The organism is Elioraea tepida (genome assembly GCF_019203965.1).
In the GTDB taxonomy this organism is placed as follows: Bacteria; Pseudomonadota; Alphaproteobacteria; order Acetobacterales; family Acetobacteraceae; genus Elioraea_A; species Elioraea_A tepida.
This window is the reverse complement of record NZ_CP076448.1, coordinates 3,127,359-3,142,155: the sequence shown is the minus strand read 5'-3', so window position 1 is coordinate 3,142,155 and position 14,797 is coordinate 3,127,359. Positions and strand designations below refer to the sequence as shown.

General features: G+C 73.5%; 14 protein-coding genes. 6 read left to right on the top strand and 8 right to left on the bottom strand.

Annotation, left to right across the window (positions count from 1 at the left end):
* Position 1: 1 nt before the first annotated feature.
* Complete coding sequence (uraH, locus tag KO353_RS15085) at positions 2-367, bottom strand: hydroxyisourate hydrolase (protein ID WP_218285598.1); 366 nt, start codon at positions 365-367, stop codon at positions 2-4.
* A gap of 99 nt (positions 368-466) precedes the next feature.
* Between uraH and KO353_RS15080 the strand changes: the two genes are divergently transcribed.
* From KO353_RS15080 to puuE, 3 genes are read left to right on the top strand one after another with little or no spacing between them, the layout of a single operon-like run.
* On the top strand, positions 467-1,732 hold the full coding sequence (locus KO353_RS15080) for a M20 family metallo-hydrolase (RefSeq protein ID WP_218285597.1): 1,266 nt from the start codon (positions 467-469) through the stop codon (positions 1,730-1,732).
* Between the two features lie 8 nt (positions 1,733-1,740).
* Positions 1,741-2,589, top strand: coding sequence for a pyridoxal kinase PdxY (gene pdxY / locus KO353_RS15075; RefSeq protein ID WP_218285596.1), 849 nt, complete (start codon positions 1,741-1,743; stop codon positions 2,587-2,589).
* Positions 2,586-3,530: an allantoinase PuuE gene (gene puuE, locus KO353_RS15070; protein ID WP_218285595.1), complete on the top strand. Its 945-nt coding sequence runs from the start codon at positions 2,586-2,588 to the stop codon at positions 3,528-3,530. The genes pdxY and puuE overlap by 4 nt, the downstream gene beginning before the upstream one ends.
* Positions 3,531-3,537: 7 nt before the next feature.
* Here the strand turns inward: puuE and KO353_RS15065 are convergent, their stop codons facing one another.
* From KO353_RS15065 to KO353_RS15035, 7 genes are all read right to left on the bottom strand, one after another.
* The gene (locus KO353_RS15065; protein ID WP_218285594.1) at positions 3,538-3,906 is read right to left on the bottom strand and encodes a hypothetical protein; all 369 of its coding nucleotides are present in this window, start codon (positions 3,904-3,906) and stop codon (positions 3,538-3,540) included.
* Between the two features lie 15 nt (positions 3,907-3,921).
* Positions 3,922-4,431, bottom strand: coding sequence for a hypothetical protein (locus KO353_RS15060; protein WP_218285593.1), 510 nt, complete (start codon positions 4,429-4,431; stop codon positions 3,922-3,924).
* Positions 4,432-4,964: 533 nt separating this feature from the next.
* A complete protein-coding gene (locus KO353_RS15055; RefSeq protein WP_218285592.1) occupies positions 4,965-6,092 on the bottom strand; it encodes a hypothetical protein in 1,128 nt (375 codons plus the stop codon).
* Positions 6,086-7,090 carry a hypothetical protein gene (locus KO353_RS15050; protein ID WP_218285591.1) on the bottom strand — a complete coding sequence of 335 codons (1,005 nt, stop codon included), beginning with the start codon at positions 7,088-7,090 and terminating at the stop codon, positions 6,086-6,088. Before KO353_RS15050 ends, KO353_RS15055 begins: the two co-directional genes overlap by 7 nt.
* Positions 7,091-7,426: 336 nt before the next feature.
* On the bottom strand, positions 7,427-7,615 hold the full coding sequence (locus KO353_RS15045) for a YgaP family membrane protein (protein ID WP_218285590.1): 189 nt from the start codon (positions 7,613-7,615) through the stop codon (positions 7,427-7,429).
* Between the two features lie 82 nt (positions 7,616-7,697).
* A complete protein-coding gene (locus tag KO353_RS15040) occupies positions 7,698-8,372 on the bottom strand; it encodes a Crp/Fnr family transcriptional regulator (protein ID WP_235691911.1) in 675 nt (224 codons plus the stop codon).
* A gap of 50 nt (positions 8,373-8,422) precedes the next feature.
* The gene (locus tag KO353_RS15035) at positions 8,423-9,013 is read right to left on the bottom strand and encodes a hypothetical protein (RefSeq protein ID WP_218285589.1); all 591 of its coding nucleotides are present in this window, start codon (positions 9,011-9,013) and stop codon (positions 8,423-8,425) included.
* A gap of 192 nt (positions 9,014-9,205) precedes the next feature.
* On the opposite strand from KO353_RS15035, the gene KO353_RS15030 reads away from it, so the two are divergent.
* The 3 genes from KO353_RS15030 to KO353_RS15020 are packed head-to-tail and all read left to right on the top strand — an operon-like array spanning position 9,206 to position 14,686.
* The gene (locus tag KO353_RS15030; protein WP_218285588.1) at positions 9,206-9,922 is read left to right on the top strand and encodes an ImuA family protein; all 717 of its coding nucleotides are present in this window, start codon (positions 9,206-9,208) and stop codon (positions 9,920-9,922) included.
* A complete protein-coding gene (locus KO353_RS15025) occupies positions 9,915-11,411 on the top strand; it encodes a Y-family DNA polymerase (protein ID WP_218285587.1) in 1,497 nt (498 codons plus the stop codon). The genes KO353_RS15030 and KO353_RS15025 overlap by 8 nt, the downstream gene beginning before the upstream one ends.
* Positions 11,408-14,686: an error-prone DNA polymerase gene (locus KO353_RS15020; protein ID WP_235691910.1), complete on the top strand. Its 3,279-nt coding sequence runs from the start codon at positions 11,408-11,410 to the stop codon at positions 14,684-14,686. Before KO353_RS15025 ends, KO353_RS15020 begins: the two co-directional genes overlap by 4 nt.
* Positions 14,687-14,797: the final 111 nt, after the last annotated feature.

The window sequence follows — 14,797 nt, the reverse complement described above, 5'->3', positions numbered from 1 at the left end:
CTCAGGAGCCCCGATAGGTCGCGTAGCTCCAGGGGCTTGCGAGCAGCGGCACGTGGTAGTGCCCCTGCCCCGCCGCGAGCGTGACGCGCACGGGAACGACGTCGAGGAAGGGCGGGTCCGCGCCCAAGCCCAGCCGGCGGAAGTAGTCGCCGACGAAGAAACGCAGCTCGTAAGTGCCCGGAACGAACGTCTCTTCCCGGAGAAGCGGCTCGGGCGCGCGCCCGTCGGCGTTGAGCACCGTGGCCGCCACCCGAGCGGGCTCCCCCCCACTTGGGATGACCCAGAGCTCGACCGACATCCCGGCGGCGGGCACGCCGCGGGCGGTGTCGAGCACGTGCGTGGTCAGGCCCGGTCGCTTCTCCGCCATGGCGGCAGACTCCGACGCCCACGCGCCACGCGCAAGTCGCGCGTTGACGGATCGTCCCGCCCTTGCCCAGATCGCGCCGCTTAGGCAGGGGAGAGAAGGATGGCGGGTGGCGTGGCGGCGGCGGTCGCGGCGGTCAGCGAGGCGCGGCTGTGGCAGCGGCTGATGGAGATGGCCGAGATCGGCGGCTTCATCGGCGATGGCGGGCACCATGGCGTCAATCGCCCCTGCCTGACCCCGCTCGATCGCGAGGCGCGCCGGCTCCTGATCTCTTGGGCGCGGCGCGCGGGTGCCGCCGTGTCGGTCGATCCGGCGGCGAACCTGTTCCTCCGCCTCGAGGGGGAGGACCCGTCTCTCGCCCCTGTCCTGACCGGAAGCCACATGGACACCCAGCCGCAGGGCGGGCGGTTCGACGGCATCTACGGCGTCCTCGCCGGGCTCGAGGCGATCGAGGCGATCGCCGCGGCAGGGGTGCGGCCGAGGCGCGCGATCGAGGTCGTGGCCTGGACCAACGAGGAAGGGGGCCGCTTCGCACCGGGCTGCACTGGCTCGATGAGCTTCACGGGCTTCAAGCCGATGAGCGCGTTCGACGATCTCGTCGACCGCGACGGCATCCGCTACGCTGATGCGCTGGCGGAACAGCTCGCTGCCGAAGCGGACCTGCCCCGGAGGCCGCTCGGCTACACCCCGCACGCCTATCTCGAGGCGCATATCGAGCAGGGCCCACGGCTCGAGGCGGAGGGGAAGGAGATCGGCGTCGTCACGGGAATCCAGGGCTCGCGCTGGTTCACCGTCTCCGTCGAGGGGCGGACGGACCATGCCGGCACCACGCCTTTGCGCCTCAGACGCGATTCGGTGCAGGACATGCTCCGTGCGATCGGCGCGCTGAACACGCTGATGCACGACCCGGCGGATGTGCTCCGCTTCACCGTCGGCTCGATCCGGGTGGAGCCGGGCACCTCGAACAGCGTGGCGCGCAAGGCGGAGTTCACGATCGACTTCCGCCACCCGGACAAGGAGGTGCTGCTTGCCCGAGGCGATGCGATCGCAGGCGTGGTGCAGGCGTCGATGACCAGCTGCACGGCGACGGTCGAGGAACGCTTCCGCGCCCTGCCGGTCGAGTTCGGGGAGCGCGTTCCGGGAGTGGTCGCGGCGGCTGCCGAGGCGCAGGGGCTGACTTCGCTCAGGCTTCCCTCGGGCGCATTCCACGACGCGCAGTTCCTCGTGCCGCTGTGTCCTACGGGGATGCTCTTTATCCCCTGCCGCGGCGGCGTCTCGCACCACCCGTCCGAGTACGCCGGGCCCGACGCCTGCGCGAAGGGCGCCCGCGTGCTCGCCGAGGCGCTGCTTGCGCTCGCAAACGGCTGAGAGGCGCGATGCGCATCCTCTCGATCCAGTCCTGGGTGGCACACGGCCATGCCGGCAACGCCGCCGCCCTGTTCCCGCTGCAGCGTCTCGGGATCGAGGTGATCGCGATCCACACCGTGCTGTTCTCGAACCACACCGGCTACGGCGACTGGGGCGGCCGTGTGTTCGACGCGGGGCTGGTGGCCGAGGTAATGGAAGGCGTGGCGCGCCGCGGCGTGCTCGCCGGCACGGCAGCGCTTCTGACCGGCTATCTCGGCGATGCGGCGATCGGCGAGGCGGTGCTCGGCGCGCACGCGCGGCTCAAGGCGGCGAACCCGGCGGCTCTGTGGGCCTGCGACCCGGTGATCGGCGATGTCGGGCGCGGCGTGTTCGTCCGCCCCGGGATCGCCGAGTTCTTCCGCGATGCCTGCGTTCCGGCGGCCGATATCCTCACGCCGAACCATTTCGAGCTCGATCTCCTGAGCGGGCACGAGAGCCGCACGCTTGCGGACGCGAAGGAGGCCGCCGCGGCGCTGATGGCGCGCGGGCCGAAGCGGCTGCTCGTCACGAGCCTCGTGGTCGAGGACACGCCGGCGGACGCCGTCGACGTCGCCGCCTTCCGCCCAGGCGAGGCTTGGCGCCTCCGCACGCCGAAACTGTCGATCACGGGCCGCGGCACGGGCGACGTGCTCACCGCCCTCTTCCTCGCCCACACCCTCGCGGGACGGCCGCTCGCCGAGTGTCTCGCCCGCTCCGTCTCCTCGCTCCATGGCATCCTGCGCGAGACGATCGCGTCCGGCCGCGAGGAGATGGCGCTCGTCGCCGCGCAGGACGAACTCGTCTGCCCGAGCCGCCTGTTCATCCCGGAGCCGATATGACGAACGCCAACCCCTACGATCCGCGCCTCGGCCGCTACCCGCGCGACATGATCGGCTATGCGGCTTCCCCACCCGACCCGGCTTGGCCGGGCGGGGCGAAGCTCGCGCTGCAGATCGTGCTGAACTACGAGGAGGGAGGCGAGAACTCGATTCTCCACGGCGACGCGGCGTCGGAGTCGTACCTAACCGAGGTCGTCGGCACCGCGCCCTGGCTTGGGATGCGCAACATCTCGGTCGAGAGCCAGTACGAATACGGCTCCCGCGCGGGCTTCTGGCGCCTGCATCGTCTGTTCACGCAACGGAACATTCCGATCACCGTCTATGCCGTGACAATGGCGCTCGCCCGCAACCCGGAGGCCGCGCGGGCGATGGTCGCCGCCGGCTGGGAGGTCGCCTGCCACGCGCTGAGGTGGATCGACCACCGCGACATGCCGGAGGCGGAGGAGCGGCGGCAGATCGCGGAGGCGATCAGGCTGCACGAGGTCGTCACCGGCTCGCGCCCGCTCGGCTGGTACACCGGCCGGCTCAGCGCCAACACCAAGCGGCTCGTGTCGGAGGCGGGCGGGTTCCTCTACCTCGCCGACAGCTATGCCGACGACCTGCCCTATTGGGAGGAGATCGCGCCGGGGCGGTGGGAGCTCATCGTCCCCTACACGCTCGACAACAACGACATGCGCTTCGGCAACCCGCAAGGGTTCAGCACCGGCGAGGAGTTCTCGCGCTATCTGATCGACGCCTTCGACGTGCTCTATGCCGAAGGCGTGGCCGGCGCTCCGAAGATGATGAGCGTGGGCCTGCACTGCCGGCTTGTCGGCCGCCCCGGGCGCTTCGCGGGCCTCGCGCGCTTCCTCGACCACGTCCAGGCGAGAGAGGGCGTGTGGTTCTGCCGACGCGTCGACATCGCCCGGCACTGGCGCGCGCGGTTCCCGGCCCCGGGCTGAGCCTCGGCTAGACGAGCTTCGGCAGGATCTTCAGCGCCTGGCCGAGCGCGTCGGCGATCCTCGCCGCCTTGTCGATGATCGTGGTGATGCGCCCGATCCGATCGGCGATCGCCTTGATGTCGGCGCGCGCACCGAGGATCGCGGTGGTCTGCGGCCTGTAGGCCAACGCCTTGACGATGATGCCGGCCTGCAGCAGCGCGACGATCTCGTTCGAGACAGCCATCAACGCGCGCTGGATCTGCCGCATGTCCTCGACCTCGACGGCGGTGTCGAACGCCTCCTCGAGCGCCTCCCGCGCCGCCGTCAGCGTCTTCAGCGCCGTCTCCGCATCCGCCGGCTGCTGCGGCGCGCGCTCCGGCCTTGCTCTCTTCGCCATCGTCCTTCCTCCGGGTCAGCGCAGGAGCGGGCGGATCTCTCTCCAGGCCGCCTGCAGCCGGCGCGCCGCGTTCTCGAAGCCGGCCACCGCGCCTCGGGCGGTGTCAGGACTGCGCAACGCCGCATGCGCCCGAACCATCTCGCCGATCGCCGCCTCGAGCGCGGCGAAGGCCGCGTCGGAGGGCTCGAGACGCTCGGCCTCCATCACCCGCATGTAGAAGGCGTAGCTGTCGGCCGGCGTGCCGCTGCGCCCCATCTCGGCGAGCAAGGTTCTGCGCGTGGCGGCGAGCAGGCGGCGGCGCTCGTCGAGCACGCCGCGCAGGCCCTGGCCCGGCTCGGCGCCGCGCGCGGGGCGTCCGACCACAGCCGTCATCAGCTCGGCGATCGCCTCTATGTTCGGCTGCGCCCGGTCGATCACGGCGGGCAGGGACAGGCGGACGATCTCCTCGGCGACGAGCCCGCCGAGTTCGTTGAGCGCCGCCGCACCGCGCTGCACCACCTCGGGCGACACACGGGAAGCCCGCACGCCCGACCGCCTCGGCCACCTCCGAGCCGACACGCGCGGCTGACGCGCCGAGCCGCGCCGCCTGCCCGCCCCCCGTGAGCGCGGTGAGCTCCGCGGCATACCGCTCGAGCGCCTCGAGGGCCGGGGCGAGCGCCGTCGCCGCCGCCGCCGTGAAGACCGGCGGCTGTTCCGCCGTCGGGCGCCCGGTCTGCACGTAGCGCAGCGCCGCGTCCTCGCGCATGGCGCGGCGCTCGACCTCCTCGACCACGGCGAAGCCGGTTCGCGTCTCGGCCGACACGGTCTGAAGCGTGTCGGAGAAGCGGCGCACCGCGTCGGTGGACGGCGTCGTACCGCAGGCGGCGAGCGCGAAGAGGAGCGCGGCGAGACCCCGCGACACCGCGCAGGGACGGCAAGCGGGCATCGGCATTGGCAGCACTCCCGTTGCGGCGCCGGACGACATCAAGCGCCAGCCGTCGCGGCCTATCAACGTTACATCCGCGTCAGGATCGCGCCGACGGCAGCTTGCCGCTGCCGCCGCGCCGCGGTCGGCGCCGTCACGCCGCGTCGGCCGCAGGCCCGGAGACCATGATGATCCCGGCGGCGCGGAGGCTCCCGAGCGTCGCCGGATCGGCGACCTCCGCGGCGATCAGGCGCGACCGCAGCGGCTCGGGAACGCGATCGTCGCAGAGCGCCTCGGCAAGCGCGTCGGGCTCGCTCGTCACGATCCAGGTCGCCGGCGCGGCGAGCGCGGCGAGCCCGGCGAGGAGCCCCGCGCGAACCCCGGAGAGGCAGACGGGCATCTCCGCCGCCGCCGCGACCCGCGCCGCCGCGGCGAAAAGCGAGGGCGAGGCGACCGCCTGCGGCAGCGGGATGTCGAGCAGGATCCTCCCCCTGAGCCTCGCCGGAAGCGCGGCGTCGAGGCGGGCGAAGTCGGGCGAGAGCACGGTCGCGGCATCCATCGGCAGAGCGACCGCGCCGTCGCCGACAAGCTCGGGCCTCGAGCGGAGCTGGGCGATCAGGCGCCGGCTCGCAAGCCGCACCAGGCGCTCGCGTAAGGCGGGTTGCGGCAGAAGCGTCCTGCCAGGAACGAGCGTTCCGAACAGCGCCTCGAGGTCGAGCCAGAGGCGCCGGAACGCCAGCGCCTTGCGCTCTGCCGGGTCGAACCGCCAGACGGCGCGCGCGGTCAGACGCTCGACGAGCTCCACCTGGCCGATCACGCGCTCGACCGAGGCGAGATCGGCAAGCGTCGCCGGCTCCGCGGGTGGTCCACTCGCGACGACGGGGGCAGCGTGTCCGTGCTCGGCGGCGATGGCGGCGAGCGCGAGCTGAAGCGGCGCGAGATCGGCCGGGACATCGAACACCGCGGCGACGCCGGGGGTCAGAGCCGTCGCCGCCTCGACCGCGGCGACCTCCGCCTCGCCGCCGCGGCGCCAGATCGCGAGATGGTCGCCATCCGGAAGCTCGTTCCAGACGACCCCTGGAAGCGCGATCACCTTCTCGACCGCGGCGCGAAGCCGCGCCACCTCTGCCGCGCAGTCGGGCCAGCCAGGAAGCCGCGACGGCCGCAGAAGCAGGACACGCCGGCGGGCGCCGTTCTCCGCCACTGCGGCGAAGAGGCGGGCCGCCTCGTCCGGAAGCATCCGGTGCCGGACCACCGGGCCGAAGCTCGGCTCGATCAGCATCCCCGCCTCTGCCCGGCGAGCAGGGCCGAGACGACCGGCCCCTCGAACAGGCCGATCCCGAGGCCGAGGCCGAAGGCGATGTCGGCCTCCGTGCGGCAGGAGCGGAGCAGGAGCCGCTGCGGCCCAAGGGCGCGCACCGCCTCGCCCCCGGCCTCCCGCGCCGCCGCGGCGGGCACGGCAAGCAGGTCGCGCGGCTCGGCGAGGAGAGCGAGCAGCTCAAGGCACGCGGCGGCGTCGCAGCCGAGCAGAAGGCGCTGACCATCGGCGGCGAGACGAACCCGCGCCGAGGCCATGGCGGAGGGTGAGGCGATGGCGTCGGCGAGCGCGATCGCGGGCACGATCCGCGCCAGCCGCTCCCGCCCGATCGCCTGCTCGAGCCGGTCATAGGCGCCGCTGAGAGCCGCCTCCGGGGTGAGCGGAAGCAGAAGCCTTCCCTCCACCGGCGTGGTGCCGACGAGGCCCGGTGCGGCCTCGAGCAGGAGCGGCTCGAGCGCCTTCAGGGCGAAGGCAGGCAGGGGCGAAGCGACGGGGAGCGACCGTGCCGCCGCCTCGGCGTCGATCTCGAGCCGATGCGCGACACGCCTTGCCCTCGCGCCACGGCGAAGCGCGACGATCGGGCTGCGCCTGACCCATGACGCCGGTGTCAGGCCGGACAGCCTGCGCCAGAGAGCGTGCAGAACCGCGTTGTCCGGATCGGGGGGCAGTTTGGCCGCCAGGGTCGATCCTGTCCGGTGGCCGAGCGCGGCGGCGAGCGCCCCAGCGCCCTCGGGAAGGCGCACGCGCCGCACCGCGTGCGGCGCCTCGGGCAGGAGTTCGACAAGACGCGCGGCGAGACGGGCGGCGGCGGGAGGCTCGACCTCGCCACGGTCCCACACGATCAGCCCCTCTGCCGTCTCGGTTACCCGCGCCTCGGGCATCGTGCGACGGACGAGGCGGAGGAGCGCCTCGCGCACCGGGGCGAGACGCGCAGCCTGCGGGAGGGAGACGGCGACCGCCAAGACCCCCTCCCCGCGTTCGATTGCCTGCCGCACCCCGTGATCCATGCCGGCGGACGTGCCTGCGCCACGCGCGAGTCTTGCCCGGGCAAGGCAAAGTCGCGGTTAACGTCTGCCCCCTGCGGCCGCGTTGACGGCGGCAGGGACGCGACGACCGGCGATCTCCCTCTCCGCTCTCCAGCCTCGAGGTCACCGCCGCGCCGTCGCCGCCCGAGACACGGGCGGGGAGGTGAAGGGGCACTGGCCCAGGCGCGATCCCTGACGCCGTCCCGGACGGGACGCGACCTGCCCGAAGCTGCAGCCGTCAGCCCCTGGCCGCGGCGGGGGCGTGGAGGCCGCCTACGGAGCGGGGCAGGTGCGGATTCCGAGGAGCGTGTAGGCCGGGCACCAGCCGATCGCTGCCGTCGCCAGCGGCACGACGCCGATCCAGCCCCAGACGCCGACCGTTCCGGTCGCCGCGAGCGCGACGAGAAGCCCGCCCACGGCGACGCGCAGGCCACGGTCGAGCGTGCCCATGTTCTTCGTCATCGGTCCCTCCATCCTCAGGCCGCGATGGCGCGGCCACGGGCGGCATTCTCGGCCAAGCCGCCCTGCGGTTCCGTGATCTGGATCACGAAGCGTCGGCTCCCTCCTCGGCCGAGGCCCCGGCCGCGGCCGCGGCGAGGCCGGCGCGGTCGGTCACCGCGATCCGGCCACGGGCGAGGCGGACGAAGCCTGAACGCTTGAACGCCTTGAGCCGGCGGCTGACCACCTCGCGTGCGGTGGCGAGGTCCTCGGCGAGCCGCTCATGCGTCGCGGAGACGACCCCGTCGGTGCCGGCGAGGGCGAGCAGCCGGCGCGCGAGCCGGGCGCCGAGCTCGTCGAAGGCGAGCTCCTCGACGAGCGCCATCAGCGATGCGATCCGGCGCGCAGAGGCGGCGAAGGCGAAGCGTCGGAACCGCGGCTCCTCGGCGAGCAGGCGGAGGAAAGCCTCGCCCGGCACCGCCAGCGCCTCGACCGCCGTCTCGGCCACCGCCTCGGCATCGTAGGCGACCCCCTCGATCAGGCCGGTGGTCGTGAGGATGCAGGTCTCGCCGGGGCCGACGCGATAGAGCAGGAGCGTCCGCCCGGCCCGGTCGGTACGGGTGACGCGCACGCTGCCCGAGAGGACGAGAAGCCAGCGATCGCAGGCCTCGCCGGGGCGGAACAGGACCGTGCCTACAGGGATGGCGACGCGGCGGCCCGCGGCCGCGAGGCGCTCGCCGAGCGGCGGATCGAGCATCGGGAGGTAGGTCTCGCCCTGCACGCGGCGGACCCTGCCGCCCGGGCGGCGGGATCGCCAGAGGGGGCGGGCGATCAGACGGTGAGATCGAGGCGTCCGGCGGCGGTCGCCGCCGCGGGCGCGGCGGTGCCGGTGAGGGCGAAGTCACGCGCGGCGAAGCGCTCGTCGAGGCCGCGCAGCTGCTCGACGACCTCGGCCAGCACGGCGGCGAAGCGGCGCGGGTCCTGCAGGTCCGGGGCGAGCGGCCCCGGCGCCAGGAGGCGGGCGAGCGGCAGAGAGGGATCGCGCCGCGCGGCGGCGTAGAGGGCGGCGAGTGGTCCTCCCGTGTCCCGCGCCGAGCCGATCTCGATCACCTCGCGCAGGCGGGTGCGCAGCGTCTCCGACGCGGCAGGGGCGACCTCGGCAAGCCGGGCGGCGATGTCGGCGGCGACGGCAGCGAGCGCGCGGGATTCGCGCATGCCCACGACGGCGATCGGGGAAGCGTGCGGGCGGTCATTGGCGGGGGATGGCGGCGGGGGCAGAGGGGCGGCGCGGGCGACGGCAAGGGCGGCAACGGGAAGGCTCTCTGCCTGGGATGCCCGAGCGGCAGCGGGAGGCTTCGCCAGGGCCTGCGTGACGGCCCGCGCGAGCGGCGCGAACGATGCCTCGGTCGGTCCAACGGACATGGTTGCCCGCCTCCTCACGCGTTCGTTCGTGATCGTATGATGGATAGCCCATCGATGCCAGCGGTTGCTGTGATGCCGGTCACTTGACCCGCGGCGGAACGCTTGCGGTCGGCGCGGAAAGAACAAATAGTGAACAAACGGCAGGCTGGAGCGACAGGGCAAGAGGCGGGCCAGGGGAGAGGGAAAGGCGGGATGACGCAGCCTCCGGACGATCGTGCCGCCCTGCTTGCGGCCCTGCGCGAGGTGCTCGCGCGGCATCAGGCGGCGCCGCGTGCGGCGCGTGTCGGCCTGGCGCAGGGAATCGACGAGGTGCTTCCAGGTGGCGGCCTAGCGCGCGGCGCGGTGCATGAAGTTATTCTTTCAGAACCAGGTTCTTGCACGGCTTTCTGCGGGTATCTGCTCGGCCGTGCCGGAGGCCTCGCGGCCTGGATCGCGCCGCCGCAGGCGGATGACCTTCCCTGGCCGCCTGGGCTTGCCGCGCTCGGCCTTGCCCCGGCCGATCTCCTCCTGATCGACGCATCGGGAGACGATGCCCTCTGGGCGGCAGAGCAGGCGCTGCGCTCGCCCGCTCTCGCCGCCGTCGCCGCGGTGCTGCCGCGTCTTGACCTCACCGTCGCCCGCAGGCTCCAGCTCGCGGCCGAGGCGGGCGGCACGCTTGGCCTCGTGCTTCGCCCCGACGAGGCGCGGTCCTCCGCGGCGGGGCGGGCGCCCACAGCGGCGCGCACGCGCTGGCGCGTCTCCTCCCTGGCGGGAGCGGGCGGGGCGCCGCACCGGCTCGGCGCATCGCGCTGGCGGCTCGATCTCCTCCTCGCGCGCGGCGGGCGCCCAGGGAGCTGGGATGTCACCTGGGACAACGATCGCAGGACATTGATCGTGGAAGAGAAGACTGGTGCAGCGCGCCATGGCTGAGGGCCGCCGCCATCTCGCCCTGTGGTTCCCCCGCCTTGCCACCGACAGGCTGATCCGGCGCGACCCGGCGCTCGCTCGCGCCTCCCTGATCCTCTGGGCGCAGGAGGGACCCCGGCGCCTCGTCACCGCTGCCGCAGCGGGCGTTCCGGTCGTGCCCGGAACGCCGCTTGCCGATGCGCTCGCCGCCACGCCTGGGCTTCTCTGCCTGCCGGCCGACCCGGCGGCCGATTCGGCCCTGCTTGCCTCCCTTGCCGCCTGGTGCCTCTGCGTTACCCCCCTCGCCGCTCCGTCCCCGCCGGACGGGATCGCGCTCGACATCACCGGCTGCGCCCATCTCAAGGGAGGCGAGGCGGGGCTGCTCACCTGGCTCACGGCGCGGCTGCGCACGGCCGGTTTCGCGGTGCGCGGCGCGATCGCCACAACCGCGCTCGGCGCCGCTGCGCTTGCCCGGGGCGGAGAGGACGGGACGATCGTCACCACCGCCGCGGAACAGGCCGCAGTCCTGCAGACGCTGCCGGTCGCCGCCCTCAGGCCCGGCGCGGAGACTCTGGCGGCAGCGGCGCGTCTCGGCCTGCGCACGGTGGGTGACCTTGCCCGCCAGCCGCGCGGCCCCCTCGCCCGACGCCTCGGCCCCGCCCTGCTCGGGCTGCTCGACCAGGCACTCGGCCGCGCCGATGCCCCGATCACGCCGCTCCGCCCCACCCCGCCCGCACGCGCGGTGCTCGACTGCCCCGAACCCATCCTGACGGCGGAGGCGATCGGCGCGGGGCTCTCGGCGCTGATGGCCGAGCTCTGCGGCGATCTCGCCAAGGCAGGGCTCGGGGCGCGGCGTCTCACCCTCTCCTGCCACCGCACGGATGCGACGGTGCAGCGGATCGGCGTCGGCACCAGCACGCCAAGCCGCGATCCTGCGCATCTCGCCCGCCTGCTCGCGGCGCGGATCGAGCGGATCGACCCCGGCTTCGGAATCGAGCAGCTCGTGCTCGCCGCCGAGGTGGTCGAGCCGCTCGGCGCAAGGCAAGGCGGGTTCGCGGGCAGCGCGGCGGAGGCAGCGTCGCGCCGGGAGGAGCTCGGCCGGCTGCTCGATCGGCTGCGCGAGCGGCTCGGTCCGCGCGCTGTGCGTCGTCTCGACCCCTTCCCGAGCCACTGGCCGGAGCAGGCCGTGTGCGTGGCGGACCCCGCCTCGACGCCACGCCCGGCGCCGCAAGGCTGGGCCGCGAAGCCGCGCCCGGTCAGGCTCGCCCGCCGGCCGCGCCCCGTCGCTGCCGTGTCGCTCCTTCCCGAAGGCCCGCCCATTCGGCTCGGCGCCCGGCGCGTCGTCGCCGCGGAGGGGCCGGAGCGCCTCCTGCCCGCCTGGTGGAAGCCGGGGAAGCAGCCGGGCGCGCGCGACTACTGGCGCGTCGAGACGGAGGACGGCCGGCGCCTCTGGGTGTTCGCCGAGCGGGGCGAAGGCGCTCCCGCCTGGTTCCTCCACGGGTGGTTTGCGTGAGCGAGGCCGCTTACGCCGCGCTGCAGGCGCTCTCGAACTTCTCCTTTCTCGAGGGCGCCTCGCACCCGGACGAGCTCGTGCTCGCGGCCAAGGCGCTCGGCCTCGCCGCGCTTGCGATCACCGACGTCAACAGCGTCGCCGGGCTCGTGCGCGGCCACCTCGCGGCGAAGGCGCAAGGGCTGCGGTTCATTCCGGGGGCGACGCTTCGGCTCGCCGATGGCACGGCCTTCCTCTGCTACCCGGCGGACCGCGCCGCCTGGGGCAGGCTCTCGCGCCTGCTCTCGCGCGGCAAGCGTGCCGCGCCGAAGGGCCAGTGCCGGATCGGGCGCGACGACCTGCTCGCCCATGCCGAGGGGCAGGTGCTCGTCGCCCTGCCGCCCGAGACGCCCGATGCCGCCTTCGCCGCGCGTCTTGCCGCCGACCGCGATGCGCTCGCCCGCGTCACCGCCTTGCCGCTTCTGCTCGGCGCCGCCGTCCGCCAGGCGGGCGACGACCAGCGCCGCCTCGATACGCTCGCCGATCTCGCCGCCTCCCTCGGCACCCCGCTCGTCGCGCTCGGCGACGTGCGCTACCACAGCCCCGCACGCCGCCCGCTCGCCGATGTGCTCACCGCCATAAGGCTGCGCTGCACCGTCGAGACGCTCGGGCTCGCGGCGGAGGCGAATGCCGAGCGTCATCTCAAGTCCCCAGCGGCGATGGCCGCCCTGTTCGCGCGCCACCCCGACGCGCTCGCCCGCACCCTTGAGGTCGCCGAGGTCTGCCGCTTCTCGCTCGACGAGCTGCGCTACGAATACCCCGACGAGATCGTCACCCCGGGGATGACGGCGCAGCAGACCCTCGTCGAGCGCACCTGGGCGGGTGCGGCCGAGCGCTGGCCGGGGGGCGTGCCGGCCGAGGTGCGCGCCCGCCTCGAGCACGAGCTCGCGCTCATCGACCAGCTCAACTACGCCCCCTATTTCCTCACCGTGCACGAGATCGTCCGCTTCGCCCGCAGCCGGGGGATCCTCTGCCAGGGCCGCGGCTCGGCCGCCAACTCGGCCGTCTGCTACGTTCTCGGAATCACCGCCGTCGACCCCTCGAAGCACGACCTCCTGTTCGAGCGCTTCGTCTCGGCCGCACGCGACGAACCCCCCGACATCGACGTCGATTTCGAGCACGAGCGTCGCGAGGAGGTGATCCAGTGGATCTACGACCGCTATGGCCGCCACCGTGCCGGGCTCGCCGCCACCGTCATCCACTGGCGCCAGCGCCTCGCGATCCGCGAGGTCGGACGCGCCATGGGGCTGTCTGAGGACATCACCGGGCGGATCGCCGACGCGACCTGGGGGCCGGGACGCGAGTCCTCGCTCGCCGAGCAGGCCGCCGCGCTCGGCCTCGACGTGGCCGACCCGCGCCTTGCCCTGACGCTCGCCCTTGCCGAGGAGCTCACGGGCTTCCCGCGCCACCTCTCGCAGCATGTCGGCGGGTTCGTCATCACGCGCGGCCCGCTGATCGAGCTCTGCCCCGTCGCCAATGCCGCGATGGAGGGGCGCACCACCATCGAGTGGGACAAGGACGACCTCGAACGCCTCGGCATGCTGAAGGTGGATGTGCTCGCTCTCGGCATGCTCAGCTGCGTGCGCAAGGCCTTCGACCTGATCGCCGCGCATCACGGGAAACGATACGACCTCGCGACCGTTCCGCCCGAGGACAAGGCGGTCTATGCCATGCTCTCGCGCGCCGACTCCTTGGGCGTGTTCCAGGTGGAGAGCCGGGCGCAGATGGCGATGCTGCCGCGGCTCAAGCCCGCCACCTTCTACGACCTCGTGATCCAGGTCGCGATCGTCCGACCGGGGCCGATCCAGGGCGACATGGTCCACCCCTATCTGCGCCGGCGGAACGGCGAGGAGCCGGTGAGCTACCCCTCCGCCGCTCTCGAGGCGGTGCTCGGGCGCACGCTCGGCGTGCCGCTGTTCCAGGAGCAGGCGATGAAGATCGCGATCGTCGCCGCCGGCTTCTCTGCCGAGGAGGCCGATCGGCTGCGCCGGGCGATGGCGACGTTCCGCAAGGTTGGCATCATCGGCGAGTTCCGCGACAAGATGATCGCGGGCATGGTCGAGCGCGGCTACGACCGCGACTTCGCCGAGCGCTGCTTCCGCCAGATCGAGGGCTTCGGCACCTATGGCTTCCCCGAGAGCCACGCCGCCTCCTTCGCCCTGCTCGTCTACGTCTCGGCCTGGATCAAGTGCCACTACCCGGCCGCCTTCGCCTGCGCGCTTCTCAACAGCCAGCCGATGGGGTTCTACGCGCCGGCGCAGATCGTGCGCGATGCCCAGAACCACGGCGTCATCGTGCGCGGGGTGGACGTCAACGCGAGCCTCTGGGACTGCACGCTCGAGCCCTGCGGCGACAGTGCGGGCGGGGTGGCGCTTCGCCTCGGCCTGCGCATGGTCAAGGGGCTCGCCGAGCATGACGCGCGAACGCTCGCAGCGGCGCGCGCTGCTGGAAACGGGCGGCCTTTCGAGAGCCTCGAGGAGGTCGCCCGGCGCGCCGGGCTCGGCCGCGCGCCGCTCGAACGTCTCGCCGAGGCGGATGCCTTCGCCTCGCTCGGCCTGTCGCGCCGCGCGGCGCTGTGGCAGGCGCAGGCGATCGGGGAACCGCCGCCGCTGTTTGCCGCCGCCGACGGCGATCTCTTCGCCGAAGCAGCACCTGCGCTCGCGCTCGCCACGCTCGGCGAGGAGGTGGTGGGCGACTATGCCGCGCTCGCGCTGTCGCTCAAGGCGCACCCGCTTACGCTGCTGCGGCGGGATCTCGCGGCGCTCGGCTGCGCGGACACGCGCGCGCTCGCCGCCGCACGGCCGGGGGCGCGGGTGCGTCTTGCCGGGCTCGTTCTCGTCCGACAACGGCCAGGCAGCGCCAAGGGCGTGGTGTTCGTCACCCTCGAGGACGAGCACGGCCAGGCGAATCTCGTCGTCATGCCGCCGGTGCTCGCGCGGTTCCGCGCCGCGATCGTCGGCGCGCGCCTGATGCTCGCCGACGGAATCGTCGAGCGTCAGGACTATGGCGCCGCTCCCATCATCCACCTCCGCGCCAAGCGGGTCGAGGACCGCTCGGACCTGCTCGCGACGCTGCATGCGCGGGGCGCCGAAGGTAGGGTGTGGGACCGCGCGCTCGCCCGCGCCGACGAGGTGAAGGCGCCGCAGCGCGAGGCGCGCAGCCAGCCGCGCGGCCACCCGCGCGACCAGGCGCGGTTCGACCCGAAGCGGTTCCTCCCCGGCAGCCGGGATTTCAGGTAGGACGGCCCGGACGCGCGTTCGGGAACGCGCGTCCGCAAGCCGAACAGCGCGGGTTTCGAGAGCCGCAGCGCAGCGGGCTTGAGGCCCGTGCCCAGGGGAGGCGCAATACTC

Bases quoted from the DNA above. Each gene is read 5' to 3' on its own strand.
- uraH (WP_218285598.1), bottom strand. From the start codon at position 367: ATGGCGGAGAAGCGACCGGGCCTGACCACGCACGTGCTCGACACCGCC.
- KO353_RS15080 (WP_218285597.1), top strand. From the start codon at position 467: ATGGCGGGTGGCGTGGCGGCGGCGGTCGCGGCGGTCAGCGAGGCGCGG.
- KO353_RS15035 (WP_218285589.1), bottom strand. From the start codon at position 9,013: ATGTCCGTTGGACCGACCGAGGCATCGTTCGCGCCGCTCGCGCGGGCC.
- KO353_RS15055 (WP_218285592.1), bottom strand. From the start codon at position 6,092: ATGCTGATCGAGCCGAGCTTCGGCCCGGTGGTCCGGCACCGGATGCTT.
- pdxY (WP_218285596.1), top strand. From the start codon at position 1,741: ATGCGCATCCTCTCGATCCAGTCCTGGGTGGCACACGGCCATGCCGGC.
- KO353_RS15045 (WP_218285590.1), bottom strand. From the start codon at position 7,615: ATGACGAAGAACATGGGCACGCTCGACCGTGGCCTGCGCGTCGCCGTG.
- puuE (WP_218285595.1), top strand. From the start codon at position 2,586: ATGACGAACGCCAACCCCTACGATCCGCGCCTCGGCCGCTACCCGCGC.
- KO353_RS15025 (WP_218285587.1), top strand. From the start codon at position 9,915: ATGGCTGAGGGCCGCCGCCATCTCGCCCTGTGGTTCCCCCGCCTTGCC.
- KO353_RS15065 (WP_218285594.1), bottom strand. From the start codon at position 3,906: ATGGCGAAGAGAGCAAGGCCGGAGCGCGCGCCGCAGCAGCCGGCGGAT.
- KO353_RS15030 (WP_218285588.1), top strand. From the start codon at position 9,206: ATGACGCAGCCTCCGGACGATCGTGCCGCCCTGCTTGCGGCCCTGCGC.